This is a genomic window from Streptomyces sp. NBC_01520 (assembly GCF_045040375.1).
Classification (GTDB): Bacteria; Actinomycetota; Actinomycetes; order Streptomycetales; family Streptomycetaceae; genus Streptomyces.
Map to the genome: position 1 here is coordinate 5,942,501 of NZ_CP109404.1, position 15,278 is coordinate 5,957,778.

Here is a 15,278-nt window from a genome sequence, read left to right on the forward strand (position 1 = left end):
GCGCTCACCGTTTCCGTTTTCCTTCCGCTTCACCGGGCTTCCGGTCACTCCCCGTAGCGTTGAACCCTGCACGGCAGGACGTGGTCCGGGACAAAGTAGTCTTGAGCCCATGCCCGAACGCCGTACCGTCGCCCTTGTCACTCTTGGCTGCGCCCGTAACGAGGTGGACTCGGAGGAGCTTGCAGGCCGCTTGGCAGCGGACGGCTGGGATCTCGTCGAGAACGCCTCCGATGCGGATGTCGCCGTCGTCAACACCTGTGGATTCGTCGAAGCCGCCAAGAAGGACTCCGTCGACGCCCTGCTCGAAGCCAATGATCTGAAGGATCACGGCAGAACCCAGGCCGTCGTGGCCGTCGGCTGCATGGCCGAGCGCTACGGCAAGGACCTTGCCGAGGCGCTGCCGGAAGCGGACGGGGTCCTCGGATTCGACGACTACGCCGACATCTCCGACCGCCTGCAGACCATCCTCAACGGTGGCATCCACGCCTCCCACACCCCGCGGGACCGGCGCAAGCTGCTCCCGATCAGCCCGGCCGAGCGGCAGGACGCCGCCGTCGCGCTGCCCGGCCACGCCCAGGAGATCGCCCCGGCCCCCGCGGACCTGCCGGACGGCGTCGCGCCGGTCTCCGGGCCGCGGGCACCGCTGCGCCGCAGGCTGGGCACCAGCCCGGTCGCCTCGGTGAAGCTCGCCTCCGGCTGCGACCGCCGCTGCTCCTTCTGCGCCATCCCGTCCTTCCGGGGTTCCTTCATCTCCCGGCGCCCCTCGGACGTGCTGGGGGAGACGCGCTGGCTCGCCGAGCAGGGCGTCAAGGAGGTCATGCTGGTCTCCGAGAACAACACGTCGTACGGCAAGGACCTCGGCGACATCAGGCTCCTGGAGACTCTGCTGCCCGAGCTGGCCGACGTCGACGGCATCGAGCGGATCCGCGTCAGTTACCTCCAGCCCGCCGAGATGCGCCCCGGGCTGATCGACGTGCTCACCTCGACCCCGAAGGTCGCCCCGTATTTCGACCTCTCCTTCCAGCACTCCGCCCCGGGGGTGCTGCGGGCGATGCGCCGGTTCGGCGATACGGACCGTTTCCTGGAGCTCCTGGACACCATCCGGGGCAAGGCGCCGCAGGCCGGTGCCCGGTCGAACTTCATCGTCGGCTTCCCGGGGGAGACCGAGGCGGATCTCGCCGAACTGGAACGCTTCCTCACCGGAGCGCGCCTGGACGCCATCGGCGTCTTCGGGTACTCCGACGAGGAGGGCACCGAAGCGGTCGGTTACGAGAACAAGCTGGACGCCGACGTCATCGCCGAACGCCTCGCCCACATCTCGCAGCTGGCCGAGGAGCTCACCTCGCAGCGTGCCGAGGAGCGGGTCGGCGAGACCCTCCAGGTCCTCGTCGAGTCCGTGGAGTCCGACGAGGACGGGGAGGTCGCGGTGGGCCGCGCGGCCCACCAGGCGCCGGAAACGGACGGCCAGGTCGTCTTCACCACACGCGAGGGGCTCGTGCCGGGCCGTATGGTCGAGGCAAAGGCAGTGGGCACCGAGGGAGTGGACCTCGTGGCCGAACACCACGAGCTTGCGGAGGCAGCCAGATGACGGGAGCCCCGGCATCCGCGGCAGGCGGCTCCGGCGCGACGCCGGTACCCCGCGGCGGCAAGCTGGGTGCGACGGCCGTCAACCAGGCCGGCCTGTGGAACATCGCCAACATCCTCACCATGGTGCGGCTGCTGCTGGTCCCGGGCTTCGTCATGCTGCTCCTGCACGACGGCGGTTACGACCCGGTCTGGCGTGCGTTCGCCTGGGCCGCGTTCGCCGTCGCGATGATCACCGACCTCTTCGACGGTCACCTCGCGCGTGCGTACAACCTGGTCACGGACTTCGGGAAGATCGCCGACCCGATCGCCGACAAGGCGATCATGGGCGCGGCCCTGATCAGCCTCTCCTGGCTCGGGGACCTGCCGTGGTGGATCACCGGTGTGATCCTCTTCAGGGAACTGGGCATCACGCTCATGCGGTTCTGGGTCATCCGGCACGCGGTGATCCCGGCCAGCCGGGGCGGCAAGATGAAGACGCTGGCCCAGGGCACGGCCGTGGGCATGTACGTCTTGGTGCTGACCGGGCCGCTGGCCACCTTGCGCTTCTGGGTGATGATGGCGGCCGTCGTGCTCACGGTCGTCACGGGGCTCGACTACGTACGCCAGGCCGTCGTGCTGCGCCGCAAGGGCCTCGCCGCCGAGCGGGCCGCGGCCCTGGAGGCGGTCACGGCGGCCGGTGCGGGTCCGGGTGCCGGTGTGGGCACGGGGCCCGGTGCGGGCGCGGGCAGTGCTCCCGGCGAAGGTGTCGCTGTGGGCGAGGGTGTCGTGAAGCCCTCCGCGGGGGCCAGAGGTGCGGCGGAGGCCGAGCGGTGACGTCCGGGGCGGCCCGGGTGCTGCGCCGGCTGGGGGAGCGTGGTGAGACGCTCGCCGTCGCCGAGTCCCTGACGGGCGGCCTGGTGGCCGCGGAGCTGACCTCGGTGCCCGGTGCCTCGCAGTCCTTCCGCGGGTCCGTCACGGCGTACGCCACGACCCTCAAGCGGGACCTGCTGGGCGTCGAGGGGGCCCTCCTCGACGAGCGGGGGGCGGTCGACCCCGATGTCGCGCTCGCCATGGCGGCCGGTGTACGACGGAACCTGGGCGCGGACTGGGGTGTGTCGACCACCGGTGTCGCGGGACCCGACGCGCAGGACGGCAAGGCCGTCGGGACGGTCTACGTGGCCGTTTCCGGGCCGGGCGGCGTACAGAAAGTCGCCGAGCTGAGGTTGAACGGCGGGCGTGCGGACATCCGTAAAGAGAGTGTACGGAGCGTGCTCGAGCTGCTCTCCGGCGAACTCGGCGAAAATGCGAGGGCACAGGATACGGAACAGAACGGGGGGAATTGATGTTTGCAGCCCTGAGTGAACACGACATCGCTCCCCGCACGGCCGCAGCGCAAGGCGGTACGGTGGGGCGTGAAGGATGCGGCTACGCGGTCCGAGGAGGGAGCCACCGATGATTCTGCTCCGTCGCCTGCTTGGTGACGTGCTGCGTCGGCAGCGCCAGCGCCAAGGCCGTACTCTGCGCGAAGTCTCCTCGTCCGCCCGAGTCTCGCTCGGCTATCTCTCCGAGGTGGAGCGGGGGCAGAAGGAGGCATCCTCCGAGCTGCTCTCCGCCATTTGCGACGCGCTTGACGTACGGATGTCCGAGCTCATGCGTGAAGTGAGCGATGAACTGTCCCTGGCTGAGCTGGCCGAGTCGGCAGCTGCCAGCGACCCGGTGCCTGTGCCGGTACGCCCAATGCTCAATTCGGTCTCCGTGACGTCGGTGGCAGGCGTGCCGACGGGACGCGTGACCATCAAGGCGCCCGCGGAAGCGGTGGATGTCGTCGCCGCCTGACCTGCGTGGTTCATGGTGAACCGGAAGCCCCGGCCGGCCCTTTGTGGGCCCGGCCGGGGCTTCCGGCATTCCGGGTGTGCGGAGCCGGTCGCCGGGCAGGCGTGATGTGAGGCCGGGTGACGGCCCCTCGGGAAGTCGCCCGAATGACTCTTTTGTGTCGTATGTGCCATCGTGGACAGGTGGTAAGCCGAACAGCTGTCTGTACTGCTATCTGATCGGAGAGGTGCATGTCTGTCGTGAAGAGCCCACTGTCCGAAGGCGACCGCAAGGTCGTGGGAGACGCGCTCCAAGGCGCTCTGGTCGACCTGATCGACCTCTCCCTGGCGGCCAAGCAGGTCCACTGGAATGTGGTCGGTCCGCGCTTCCGGTCCGTGCACCTACAGCTCGACGAGGTCGTGGACACGGCGCGGCAGCACTCGGACACGGTCGCGGAGAGGGCGTCCGCCATCGGCGTCAATCCGGACGGGCGGTCCCGCACCCTGGCGAAGACGACGGCCATCGACTCCGTGCCCGACGGCTGGATCAAGGACGTGGACGCGGTACGGGCACTCGTGGACGCCCTTCGTGTGGTCGTCGACCGCATGAGGGAGCGGATCGAGGCGACCGCCGAGCCGGACCCCGTCAGCCAGGACATCCTGATCACGCTGACGGCGGACCTCGAGAAGCATGCGTGGATGTTCCAGGCGGAGAGCGCCTGACCGTTCTCCTGCCCGGCCGTCCGACCACCTGACCAGCGAGCGAGGAGCCGAAGATGACCGACGACAACGCCAAGGACAAGCTCAAGGGCAAGGCCAAGGAAGCGACCGGCAAGCTCACCGGTGACCGGCGCAAGGAGACCGAGGGCAAGACCGACCAGGCCAAGGCCAAGGCGGAAGGCGCTCTGGGTGAGGCCGGTGAACGCGCCAAGGGCGTGAAGGACTCCCTGACCGACGGCGACGGGCGTTAGGCCCAGGCGCCTTCCGCGGAACTTCCCTGCCTGTTAGCGCGACTACGTGCCCCCGCCGATTTCTTGTGGCGGGGGCACAGTCATGGGACGCGGGATGCAGGCGGAGCGGTCCCGGGGGAAACTGCGGGAAGGGCCGCGGTCCACCTTCAGGCGTGGCGGCCCTGGGAGAGAGCGCGAGTCTTCGGTCTGTTCACGCCGTGCACGCTGGGCAATGCACCGATGCGCCCCTCCGTCAGAAGATCGAGCCGTACCGGCGTCGGCCGGAGGAGGCAGGCATGGTGCGCCGATGGGTGCCGCTGCTCGTCCTCGGCGGCGTGTGGTGGTGGGCGGTGCTGAGGCTGCTGCTGGAGCCGCAGCACGCCGGCCTCGTCGAGGGTGCCGTGGCAGCGGGCGGGTGGGGGCTGAGTCTGCTGCCCGTCCACGTGGCGGCGCTCGCACGGCCCGGCCGTGAGGACGGGCAGGGCGACGACGGAGGATCCGGGGCTGGGCGCCCCGATCCGTGACGGGTCCGCGGGCGGCCCTGATCTGTGGCAGCCGGTCTCCGGGCGGCCGTGATCTGTGAGCAAGTCTCCGAGCGGCCCCGAGGGGCGACCAGGTCTCCGACTGGTCCGATCCGTGGCAGGTGACCGAGGGTGAGCGTTCTTCGAGGTGCTTCTCAGCCGGTGGGGCCCGACTGGCACCGCGGACACCAGTAGGTGGGGCGGCCGTCCTGGTCCGCCGAACGGATCGGCGTACGGCAGCGCAGACAGGGGCGGTGGGTGCGGCCGTAGACGAAGAGCCGTTCGGGCGCGCCGCCCCGGCCGAGGGCGGCGGTGGGGCCCGTCGTGGTCCGGGTCGGGCGGTCGCGGTTCGCCTGCAGAAGCCGCTCGGCCGTGTCCACCAGACCTGCGGCGAGGGGCAGCGGAAGCTCACCCACGGGCAGCCAGGGGGTGACGCGGGCGAGGAAGCAGAGCTCGCACTTGTAGACATTGCCGATACCGGCCAGGTTGCGCTGGTCCAGCAGTGCCTCGCCCAGGGGGCGCGTGGGTTCCGCGAGCAGATTGCGCAGGGCGGCGTCCGGGTCCCAGCCGGGTCCCAGCAGATCGGGGCCGAGGTGGCCGACGACCCGCTCCTCGTCCTGGGTGCGGAGCAGCTCCAGAACGGGGAGGCGATAGCCGACGGCGGTGTGCTCCGCGGTGGCGAGCACCGCCCGGATCTGATGGGCGGGGCCGCCCTGCCAGCGTTCGCCCGGACCGTAGACGCGCCAGGCGCCGTCCATCCGCAGATGGCTGTGGAGGGTGAGCCCGCCCTCGAAACGGGTCAGGAGGTGCTTGCCGCGTGCGGCGACATCGAGGACGGTCCGGCCCGTCAGGTCGGCCGTGGCGAACCGTGGCACCCGAAGATCGGAGCGGGTCAGTACATGGCCCGCGAGCGCCGTGTCGAGACGCCTGGCGGTCTGCAGGACGGTGTCACCTTCGGGCATGCGTCCATGATGCGCGGCGCCCGCCCCGTACGGTGCCTGCGACAGCCCCGCGGGCGGCCGGGCCGGACGGGGCGCCGGGCAGCCCCACGAGCCGGGGCCGTCCCCAGGGCCGGGCGTCGGCTCGTACGAGAGCGAGGACCGGGCGCTCCTCCTCCCGGTCTCAGGCGCGCAGACGCAACCCCCTCGGCGTGGCGAGGAAGCCGGCCGCCTCCAGGGTGCGCCCCAGGGGGGAGGTGAGGGACGAGGCGCCGTTGGTGCGCTCCACCGTGACCGTGCCGAGCGTTCCCGCGCGGGCCGCCGACGCGAGCGCCTCGGCCGCCGCGACGAGTGCCGGGTCGGCGGGGTCGGCCGGCCAGGCCAGCAGCGTCTTGCCGCCGCGCTCCATGTACAGCGTCAGCTCGCCGTCGACAAGAACGACCAGCGCCCCCGCCTTGCGGCCCGGTTTGTGCCCCGCGCCGTCCGGGGACTCGGGCCAGGGCAGCGCGGCGCCGTACGCGTTGGCCGGGTCGGCTGCCGCGAGGACCAGCGCGCGGGGTGCCGTGCCGGGGTCCCTGCGGTCGCGGGCGGTGGACGCGGCCCGCAGCCGGTCCACGGCGCCGTCCATCGCGAACTGGGCCGCTCCCAGACCCTCGACGACATACCCGCGGCGCGCCTGCCCGCTGTCCTCGAACGCGGCGAGGACGCGGTACGTCGCCGAGAACCCGCCTTCGACACCCTCGGCCTGCACCGCGCCGCGGGTCACCACACCGTGGCGGTCGAGGAGCGTCCGGGCCAGGGCATGCGCGCGGTGGGTCCGCTCGGGCTCGGCCGGAGGCAGCAGCGACCAGCGTCCCGACACGGTCGGCGGGCCGGTGCGGGACGCCGGACGGGCGGCCGCGGTGAGTGACCCGTAACGGCCGCGCGGCACACTGCGCTTCGCGCGGTGCGCGGTGGAACCCGCCGTGCGCCCCGAGCCGAGGAGCGAGCGCAGCGGGGCGAGGGTGTCGTTGGTGAGACGGCCGGACCAGACCAGGTCCCAGAGGATTTCGGCCAGTTGGGGGTCCGTGCAGTCCGGGTGGGTGGTGGCGCGCACCTGGTCGGCGATCTGCCGGAAGAAGAGTCCGTAACCGCCGGACAGGACGGTGAGGACCGATTCGTGCAGTGCGGTCTGCTCCAGCGGATGGGGCGGCGGCAGGAGCAGTGGCGCGCTGTCGGCGAGGTAGAGGGACAGCCAGCCGTCCTTTCCGGGGAGCGATCCCACACCGGCCCAGACGACCTCGCCGGTGGTCGTGAGCTCGTCGAGCAGGGCGGGGGAGTACCCCGCGACACGGCTCGGCAGGATCAGCTTCTCCAGCGCCGACGCGGGGACCGGGGCGCCCTGCAACTGCTCGATGGCACGGGCCAGTCCGTCGATTCCGCGCAGGCTGTTGTCGCCGAGATGCTGCCACTGGGGCAGGAAGCCCGCCAGCGCGGCCGGGGGCACCGGCTCCAGCTCCTCGCGGAGCGCGGCGAGCGAACGGCGTCGCAGCCGCCGCAGCACCGTGGCGTCGCACCACTCCTGGCCGATGCCCGCAGGATGGAACTCGCCCTGGACGACGCGGCCCGAAGCGGCGAGCCGCTGCAACGCGCCCTCGGTGACGGCGGTACCGAGGCCGAAGCGGCCTGCCGCCCGGGTGGTGGTGAACGGGCCGTGCGTACGCGCGTGACGGGCGAGCAGGTCGCCGAGCGGATCCTTCACCGGCTCGGTGAAGGCCTCGGGAACACCCACGGGCAGCGCGGTGCCGAGCGCGTCCCGCAGCCGGCCCGCGTCCTCGACGGCCGCCCAGTGCGCGGATCCGCCGATGCGTACCCGGATGGACCGCCGGGCCGTCTCCAGCTCCGGCGCCCACTGCGGCTCCGCGCCGCGCTCGGCCAGCTCGGCGTCGGTGAGCGGGCCGAGGACGCGCAGGAGATCGGCGACACCCTCGACGTCCTTGATCCTCCGGTCCTCGGTCAGCCACTGCAGTTCCCGCTCCAGCTCGCCCAGGACATCGGCGTCCAGCAGCTCGCGGAGCTCCGCCTGTCCGAGCAGCTCGGCCAGCAGGTGGGAGTCGAGCGAGAGCGCGGCTGCCCGCCGCTCGGCGAGCGGGGAGTCACCCTCGTACAGGAACTGTGCGACGTAGCCGAAGAGGAGCGAGCGGGCGAACGGCGACGGCTCGGGGGTGGTCACCTCGACCAGGCGGATGCGGCGCGCCTCCAGATCGCCCATCAGCTCCGTCAGCCCGGGGACGTCGAAGACGTCCTGGAGGCACTCCCGGACCGCCTCCAGGACGATCGGGAAGGAACCGAATTCGGAGGCCACCTGGAGCAGCTGGGACGCGCGCTGGCGCTGCTGCCAGAGCGGAGTGCGCTTTCCCGGGCTGCGCCGGGGCAACAGCAGTGCACGCGCCGCGCATTCGCGGAACCGGGAGGCGAACAAGGCCGAACCGCCCACCTGTTCCGTGACGACCTGGCCGATCTCCCCCTTGTCGAAGACCACATCGGCGGCACCCACGGGTGGCTGGTCACTGTCGAATCCGGCACCGGGGAAGACCGGTCCCGGCGCACGGGGCGCCTCCTGGCCGGGATCCGCCCGTACGGGATCGAAGTCCAGGAAGTCCGCACCCATCAGGTCGGCGTCGGGCAGGCGCAGCACGATGCCGTCGTCCGCGTGCATGACCTGGGCGTCCATGCCGTACCGCTCGCCGAGCCGGGCGGACAGGGCGAGTGCCCACGGGGCGTGGACCTGGGCGCCGAACGGCGAATGCACCACGACCCGCCAGTCACCCAGCTCGTCGCGGAACCGCTCGACGAGAATCGTCCGGTCGTCGGGGACATGGCCGCAGGCACGCCGCTGCTCGTCCAGGTACGACAGGATGTTGTCCGCCGCCCAGGCGTCGAGGCCCGCGGCGAGCAGGCGGAGCCGGGCGTCCTCGGGAGACAGCCCGCCGACCTCCCGCAGGAACGCGCCCAGCGCACGGCCCAGCTCCAGCGGGCGGCCCAGCTGGTCGCCCTTCCAGAACGGCAGGCGTCCCGGCACGCCGGGGGCGGGCGTGACGAGGACCCGGTCCCTGGTGATGTCCTCGATCCGCCAGGACGTCGTGCCCAGGGTGAAGACGTCGCCGACCCGTGACTCGTACACCATCTCCTCGTCCAGCTCACCGACCCGTCCGCCCCCCTTCTTCGGGTCGGAACCGGCGAGGAAGACGCCGAAGAGGCCACGGTCGGGAATGGTGCCGCCCGAGGTGACGGCGAGCCGCTGGGCGCCCGGGCGGCCCGTGACCGTACCGGCGACGCGGTCCCACACCACGCGGGGGCGCAGCTCCGCGAAGGCGTCGGACGGATAGCGCCCGGCGAGCATGTCGAGCACGGCGGTGAACGCGGATTCGGGGAGCGACGCGAACGGCGCGGCCCGGCGGACGAGGGCCAGCAGGTCGTCCGCCTGCCGGGTGTCGAGCGCGACCACGGCGACGATCTGCTGGGCGAGCACGTCCAGCGGGTTGGACGGGATGCGCAGCGCCTCGATGGCACCCACCCGCATCCGTTCGGTGACGACGGCCGCCTGGACCAGGTCCCCCCGGTATTTGGGGAAGACGACGCCGGTGGACACGGCACCCACCTGGTGCCCGGCGCGGCCCACCCGCTGCAGCCCCGAGGCGACGGACGGCGGCGACTCGACCTGGATCACCAGATCGACCGCACCCATGTCGATGCCCAGCTCCAGGCTCGATGTGGCGACCACGGCGGGCAGCCGGCCCGCCTTGAGATCCTCCTCGACCTGGGAGCGCTGCTCCTTGGAAACGGAGCCGTGGTGCGCGCGGGCCAGGAGCGCGGGCGCCCCCTTGGCCGCCCCGGACTGAGCCATGATCTCCGCGGGGGAGTGGGACTCCGGCAGCGGTCCGACGGACGTCTGCTCCTCGAACACGGTGCCCGTCGCCCGCTCGTACGCGATCTCGTTGAGCCGGTTGCACAGACGCTCGGCCAGCCGCCGCGAATTGGCGAACACGATCGTGGAGCGGTGCGCCTGGACGAGATCGGCGATGCGCTCCTCGACATGCGGCCAGATCGATGGTTTGTCCGACTGACCGGACCCGCTGTCGGTGGCCGGGGAACCGCCCAGCTCACCGAGATCCTCCACCGGGACGACGACGGAGAGGTCGAACTCCTTGGCCGACGGGGGCTGGACGATCTCCACCCGTCGCTGCGGCGAAAGGAACCGCGCAACCTCGTCGACCGGGCGGACCGTCGCCGACAGGCCGATACGACGGGCGGGCCGCGGCAGCAGCTCGTCCAGACGCTCCAGGGACACGGCGAGATGGGCACCGCGCTTCGTCCCCGCGACGGCGTGCACCTCGTCCAGGATGACCGTCTCGACCCCCGCCAGCGCCTCCCGGGCCGACGAGGTGAGCATCAGGAACAGCGACTCGGGAGTGGTGATGAGGATGTCCGGGGGCCTCGTCGCCATCGAGCGGCGCTCGGCCGGCGGGGTGTCGCCGGAACGGATCCCCACCCGCACCTCCGGCTCGGGCAGCCCCAGCCGCACCGACTCCTGGCGGATGCCCGTCAGCGGCGAGCGCAGATTGCGCTCCACATCGACCGCGAGTGCCTTCAGGGGCGACACGTACAGCACGCGGCAGCGCTTCCTGGCCTCCGCGGGCGGCGGGACGGCCGCGAGCCGGTCCAGCGAGGCGAGGAAGGCGGCGAGCGTCTTCCCCGATCCGGTCGGTGCGACGACCAGCACGTCGGAACCCTCGCCGATGGCCCGCCAGGCGCCCTCCTGCGCCGCGGTGGGCGCGTCGAAGGCACCCGTGAACCAGCTGCGGGTCGCGGGCGAGAACGAATCGAGTGCGGAACCGGCCATGCCACCCATCGTGCACCCCGGCACTGACATCGGGCGGCGAACGTGCCCCGACGCTCACCTCCCGAACTGCGGACATGGGGCCGGACCTGTGAGAATGCCCGTATGGCGGCAGCGGACGCACCGAAGGAGTGGGCGAGGTACTGGCAGTACGCGGAACTGCCCGAACTCGATCTGCTCCGCGCCCGGTACGTCCGCCACACCTTCCCGCGCCACAGCCACGAGGGCTACGTCTTCGGCACGATCACCCAGGGCATCGAGGACGTCGGACTGCCCGACGGCACCGTGCACGCCGGTCCCGGCACGGTCGTCATGATCAACCCGGAGGTGCCGCACACGGCCCGCGCCGGAGTGCCGGAAGGATGGGTGTACGCCACGCTCTACCCCTCCGCACAGGTGATCAACGACATCGCGGCCGACCTGACGAGCCTGCGCGGCACCGTCGGCTTCGCGGAGACCAGCGCCGTGGACGCGCAGGCCGCCCGGCTGATCTCGGAGGTCCACCGGGCGGCGGAGGAGGGCAACGCGCTGGCGGCCGACAGCGTCCTGCGCGTCATGGTCGCCGGACTGCTCGACCGCCACGGCAGCGTGCTGCCCGCCAGGGCACTCCACTCCGCCGGCGCCCGCGACGCCGCCCGCGCGCGAGCCGTACTGGAGGAGCGGATGGACCGGCCGCCGACCCTGGAGACGCTCGCGGCCGAACTGGGCACCCGGCCGTTCGCACTGCTGCGGGCCTTCAAGAAGCAGTACGGGATGCCCCCGCACACCTGGCTCACCGACGCCCGGGTGCGCCGGGCACGCCGCATGCTCGACGCGGGGACCGCGCCCGCCGCGGCGGCCACCGCCGTCGGCTTCACCGACCAGCCGCATCTCAACCGTCACTTCACCCGGATCGTGGGAGTGCCTCCGGGCGCCTACCAGCGCGAACGTGCAAGAACGTACAAGACCGGTGCCGCCCCCTCCCCGTAACGTGCCGGGCGTGGCAGAACGAACAGCACCCCCTCAGAGCGCCGGAGTGCCCGGCGCCACGGCCGATGTCCCACGCGCGCCCACGGAGAAGCCGGACTCCGCGGTCGTCCGGGACGCACTCGGCGTCGGCATAGCCGTGGGGCTCTCCGGCTTCGCCTTCGGCGTCACCTCCGCCGGATCCGGACTGCCCCTGTTGCAGACCTGCGCGCTCAGCCTCCTCGTCTTCACCGGCGCCTCACAGTTCGCCCTGGTCGGCGCGCTCGCGGCCGGCGGCAATCCGTACACCGCGGCGGCCGGGGCGTTCTTCCTGGGCGTACGCAACGCCTTCTACGGGCTGCGGCTGTCCCAGCTGCTCTCCCTGCCACGCGCGCTGCGCCCGTTCGCCGCCCAGTGGGTCATCGACGAGACGACCGCGGTCACCCTGGCCCAGCCCACCCGCCGTGCCGCCCGCATCGGCTTCACCGTCACCGGGCTCACCCTCTACGTCCTGTGGAACCTGACCACCCTGGTCGGTGCCCTCGGGGCGGAGGCCCTCGGCGACACCGACACCTGGGGTCTGGACGCGGCGAGCCCGGCCGTGTTCCTGGCCCTGCTCGCGCCGATGCTGAAGACCACCGGGGAGCGTCTCACGGCAGGGCTCGCGGTCCTGCCGGCGCTGGGGCTCCTGCCGGTCCTGCCGGCGGGCGTGCCCGTGCTCCTGTCGGCCCTGGCCGCCCCCGTCGTGCTCTTCCTGATGGGGCGCGGGAAGAAGGGCACGGACGGGACCGCCACCGACCGTACGACGAAGACCCGGGAGGGCCGATGAACATCTGGATCGCCATCGGACTCACCGCCGTGGGCTGCTACCTCGCGAAGCTCCTGGGACTGCTCGTACCCGCCGGAATGCTGGAGCGGCCCCTCGTGCAACGGCTGGCAGCGCTCCTGCCGGTGGCGCTGCTCGCGGCCCTCACCGCCCAGCAGACGTTCGGCGACGGCCAACAGATGGTGCTGGACGCCCGGGCCGCAGGGCTCGCCGCAGCGGCCCTGGCACTCGTCCTGCGGGCCCCCTTCCTCGTCGTGGTCGGCGCCGCCGTCGTGGTCACCGCGGGGGTACGCGCCCTGGCGTAGGCGACGTCGCGGATCAGCGGAGGCCACGTCCGTACGCCCGGAGGGTCTGCAGGGCCTTGAGCGTCACGATCGGGCGCCCCTCCAGGGCCGTACCGGGCGCCCACTGCCGCCAGCTCACCGGCCAGCCCCCGTCCCCTTCCTGCTCACCCGACAGATGGTCCAGAGAGGCCTCCAGCTCGGCCTCGCTGAACCAGCGGCGCGCGAACGACCCGGGGGTGCGGGCGTAGTCGTACGGGAAGTGGTGCTCCCCCGGCGCGTAACCGGGCGCCACCGGGTACTCGGCACGCCGCCGCGGATCCAGCACCACCAGGCGCTGCTCACGGACCAGGTGCCCCAGCCGGTCGGCGGCGGCTTCCGCGCGTGCCCGGTCGGGGACGCCGTCGAGGAAGGCGACTGCCGCCTCGATCTCGTACGGGTGCGACTGCTCCAGCGCGTCGACGGCGGCCCAGCAGAAGTCGGTGGCCCGGAACAGCCAGGCGTGCCACACCTGGTTGCGGTGCAGCAGCCCGACCACGGGCCCCGTGGCCAGCAGTTCGGCGGGCGGGTCGTCGACGACCGGGATGAAGGGAGCGGCGGGATAACCGCGCTGCGAGGGGTGGAGCGCGGGCAGAGCTCCCTCCTTCGTCGACACGTCGGTCAGATAGCGGCAGATCCGCTCGACGCGCATACCGCCGCAACGCCCGATCGAGTCGAGGACGCTCAGGGCGTGCGCGGTGTGCAGCGGCTGGCTCACCGGCCCGCGCAGGTCGGGTTCGAGCGCGTGACCGTAGCCGCCGTCCTCGTTCAGATAGGCGGCGAGGGCGGTCTCCACGGCGTCCGCGCTCCCGTCCAGGAAGAGATGGGCGAACCGCCGCTGTTCGAGGACACGGGCGGTGAGCCAGATGAACTGCTCGGCGCGGGCGAGGGTACTTGCTCCGGTTCCAGCCATGGACCGACCGTAGAGGGCGAAGCACCGCCGAAAGGGCCCACCCGGCTCGGCTGCACTCTCAGGAGCGGGATACTGAAGGCATGCGGTTGACGATTTTCTGGGAACGGATGGCGGACCACTTCGGTGAGGGGTACGCCGATTCCTTCGCGCGCGATCATGTGATGACCGAGCTCGGGGGCCGTACGGTGCACGAGGCACTGGCCGCCGGCTGGGAGACCAAGGACGTCTGGCGCGGGGTCTGTTCGGCGGTCGGCATTCCGGCCGACAAGCGCTGAACGTCACGGCCCCGCCGACGGGCACGGCGACCCGGTCCCGGCTGTCGCAGCGGTGAGCGAGACTTGTCCCGTGGCACCGACAGACGAGACCGCCCAGACCCAGCCGTCCGAACAGCCGCCCGTCCCGCCGGCCGATCCAACCGACCCGCCGCCCGGCACCGGCCCCGTCCGCATGCCCGGATGGCTGCCGCGCGCGATGGTCATGGCACTGGCGCTCTACGGATGCTTCCAGCTCGGCAGCTGGGCGTTCGACCAGCTCATCGGACTGCTGACCAACATCCTCATCGCCTTCTTCCTGGCCCTCGCGATCGAACCGGCGGTCAGCCGCATGGCCGGGCGCGGGATGCGTCGCGGGCTCGCCACCTTCGTGGTCTTCCTCGGTGTGCTGATCGCCGGGGCCGGCTTCGTCGTCCTGCTGGGGTCGATGCTGGCGGGCCAGATCGTCGACATGGTCGAGGACTTCCCCCAGTACCTCGACTCGGTGATCAACTGGGTCAACGAGACCTTCCGCACCGACCTCTCCCGGGTCGAGGTGCAGGACAGCCTGCTGCACTCCGACTGGCTCCAGAGATACGTCCAGAACAGTGCGACCGGAGTGCTCGACATCTCCACCACCGTGCTCGGCGGGCTGTTCCGGCTGCTGACGATCTTCCTGTTCTCGTTCTACTTCGCGGCCGACGGCCCCCGGCTGAGGCGTGCGCTGTGCTCCGTGCTGCCGCCCGCCCGGCAGGCCGAGGTTCTGCGCGCCTGGGAGATCGCGGTCGACAAGACCGGCGGCTACCTCTACTCGCGCGGACTGATGGCACTGATCTCCGGCGCGGCGCACTACGTCCTGCTGGTGACCCTCGGGGTGCCCTACGCTCCGGCGCTCGCGGTCTGGGTCGGCCTGGTCTCCCAGTTCATCCCCACGATCGGCACGTACCTGGCCGGTGCGCTCCCCATGCTGATCGCCTTCACCGTCGACCCCTGGTACGCGCTGTGGGTGCTCGGATTCGTCGTGGTCTACCAGCAGTTCGAGAACTACGTGCTGCAGCCGAAGCTCACCTCCAGGACGGTCGACATCCACCCTGCCGTCGCCTTCGGATCGGTGGTCGCGGGCACCGCGCTGATGGGAGCGGTCGGAGCGCTGATCGCGATCCCGGCCATCGCGACCCTCCAGGCGTTCCTGGGCGCGTACGTGAAGCGCTACGCCGTCACGGACGACCCGAGGATGCACAGCAGCCACCGGTGGAGCCGCGGCGAGCCGGTGCTGACGCGGATCCGCCGGGCGATCAGGAGCCGCCGGGAACGCGACCGGGAAGGGTGAGGCGGGGGCGGCCGGACGGTGTCGGGTC

Annotated in this window: 15 protein-coding genes; 12 read left to right on the forward strand and 3 right to left on the reverse strand. The window is 71.9% G+C overall.

Going from position 1 to position 15,278, the window contains the following annotated elements; all coding sequences use genetic code 11:
- Positions 1-109 precede the first annotated feature (109 nt).
- The 7 genes from rimO to OG524_RS27110 all read left to right on the forward strand — a co-directional run bounded on the left by rimO (position 110) and on the right by OG524_RS27110 (position 4,851).
- A complete protein-coding gene (gene rimO / locus OG524_RS27080; RefSeq protein ID WP_361900777.1) occupies positions 110-1,588 on the forward strand; it encodes a 30S ribosomal protein S12 methylthiotransferase RimO in 1,479 nt (492 codons plus the stop codon).
- Positions 1,585-2,400, forward strand: a complete 816-nt coding sequence (gene pgsA, locus OG524_RS27085; RefSeq protein ID WP_405388261.1) for a CDP-diacylglycerol--glycerol-3-phosphate 3-phosphatidyltransferase — start codon at positions 1,585-1,587, stop codon at positions 2,398-2,400. The genes rimO and pgsA overlap by 4 nt, the downstream gene beginning before the upstream one ends.
- Positions 2,397-2,909 (forward strand): CinA family protein, encoded by a 513-nt coding sequence (locus OG524_RS27090; protein WP_405811814.1) that lies wholly within the window; start codon positions 2,397-2,399, stop codon positions 2,907-2,909. Before pgsA ends, OG524_RS27090 begins: the two co-directional genes overlap by 4 nt.
- A 109-nt stretch (positions 2,910-3,018) precedes the next feature.
- On the forward strand, positions 3,019-3,402 hold the full coding sequence (locus OG524_RS27095; protein WP_018105285.1) for a helix-turn-helix domain-containing protein: 384 nt from the start codon (positions 3,019-3,021) through the stop codon (positions 3,400-3,402).
- A gap of 227 nt (positions 3,403-3,629) precedes the next feature.
- On the forward strand, positions 3,630-4,100 hold the full coding sequence (locus tag OG524_RS27100; RefSeq protein ID WP_405388259.1) for a Dps family protein: 471 nt from the start codon (positions 3,630-3,632) through the stop codon (positions 4,098-4,100).
- 53 nt (positions 4,101-4,153) lie between these two features.
- Positions 4,154-4,348, forward strand: a complete 195-nt coding sequence (locus OG524_RS27105) for a CsbD family protein (protein WP_405388257.1) — start codon at positions 4,154-4,156, stop codon at positions 4,346-4,348.
- A 275-nt stretch (positions 4,349-4,623) separates the two neighbouring features.
- Positions 4,624-4,851 (forward strand): hypothetical protein, encoded by a 228-nt coding sequence (locus OG524_RS27110; protein WP_405388256.1) that lies wholly within the window; start codon positions 4,624-4,626, stop codon positions 4,849-4,851.
- A gap of 152 nt (positions 4,852-5,003) precedes the next feature.
- Here OG524_RS27110 and OG524_RS27115 read toward each other — a convergent pair whose 3' ends face one another.
- Together OG524_RS27115 and OG524_RS27120 are read right to left on the reverse strand one after the other, a co-directional pair.
- Positions 5,004-5,810, reverse strand: a complete 807-nt coding sequence (locus OG524_RS27115; protein ID WP_405388255.1) for an Fpg/Nei family DNA glycosylase — start codon at positions 5,808-5,810, stop codon at positions 5,004-5,006.
- A 160-nt stretch (positions 5,811-5,970) separates the two neighbouring features.
- Entirely contained in the window at positions 5,971-10,668 is a 4,698-nt protein-coding gene (locus OG524_RS27120; RefSeq protein ID WP_405811815.1) for a DEAD/DEAH box helicase, read from the reverse strand.
- Positions 10,669-10,770: 102 nt separating this feature from the next.
- Between OG524_RS27120 and OG524_RS27125 the strand changes: the two genes are divergently transcribed.
- From OG524_RS27125 to OG524_RS27135, 3 genes are read left to right on the forward strand one after another with little or no spacing between them, the layout of a single operon-like run.
- Positions 10,771-11,634 carry an AraC family transcriptional regulator gene (locus tag OG524_RS27125; RefSeq protein WP_405388253.1) on the forward strand — a complete coding sequence of 288 codons (864 nt, stop codon included), beginning with the start codon at positions 10,771-10,773 and terminating at the stop codon, positions 11,632-11,634.
- A 10-nt stretch (positions 11,635-11,644) separates the two neighbouring features.
- A complete protein-coding gene (locus tag OG524_RS27130) occupies positions 11,645-12,439 on the forward strand; it encodes an AzlC family ABC transporter permease (protein ID WP_405388252.1) in 795 nt (264 codons plus the stop codon).
- Positions 12,436-12,741, forward strand: coding sequence for an AzlD domain-containing protein (locus OG524_RS27135; RefSeq protein ID WP_405811816.1), 306 nt, complete (start codon positions 12,436-12,438; stop codon positions 12,739-12,741). The genes OG524_RS27130 and OG524_RS27135 overlap by 4 nt, the downstream gene beginning before the upstream one ends.
- Positions 12,742-12,754: 13 nt before the next feature.
- On the opposite strand, the gene OG524_RS27140 is transcribed toward OG524_RS27135, so the two are convergent.
- Entirely contained in the window at positions 12,755-13,669 is a 915-nt protein-coding gene (locus OG524_RS27140) for a hypothetical protein (RefSeq protein WP_405388250.1), read from the reverse strand.
- A gap of 80 nt (positions 13,670-13,749) precedes the next feature.
- Here OG524_RS27140 and OG524_RS27145 point away from each other — a divergent pair, with 80 nt between their 5' ends.
- Entirely contained in the window at positions 13,750-13,944 is a 195-nt protein-coding gene (locus OG524_RS27145) for a DUF3046 domain-containing protein (protein ID WP_384501443.1), read from the forward strand.
- A 172-nt stretch (positions 13,945-14,116) separates the two neighbouring features.
- A complete protein-coding gene (locus tag OG524_RS27150; protein ID WP_405812506.1) occupies positions 14,117-15,250 on the forward strand; it encodes an AI-2E family transporter in 1,134 nt (377 codons plus the stop codon).
- The last annotated feature ends 28 nt before the right edge of the window (positions 15,251-15,278 follow it).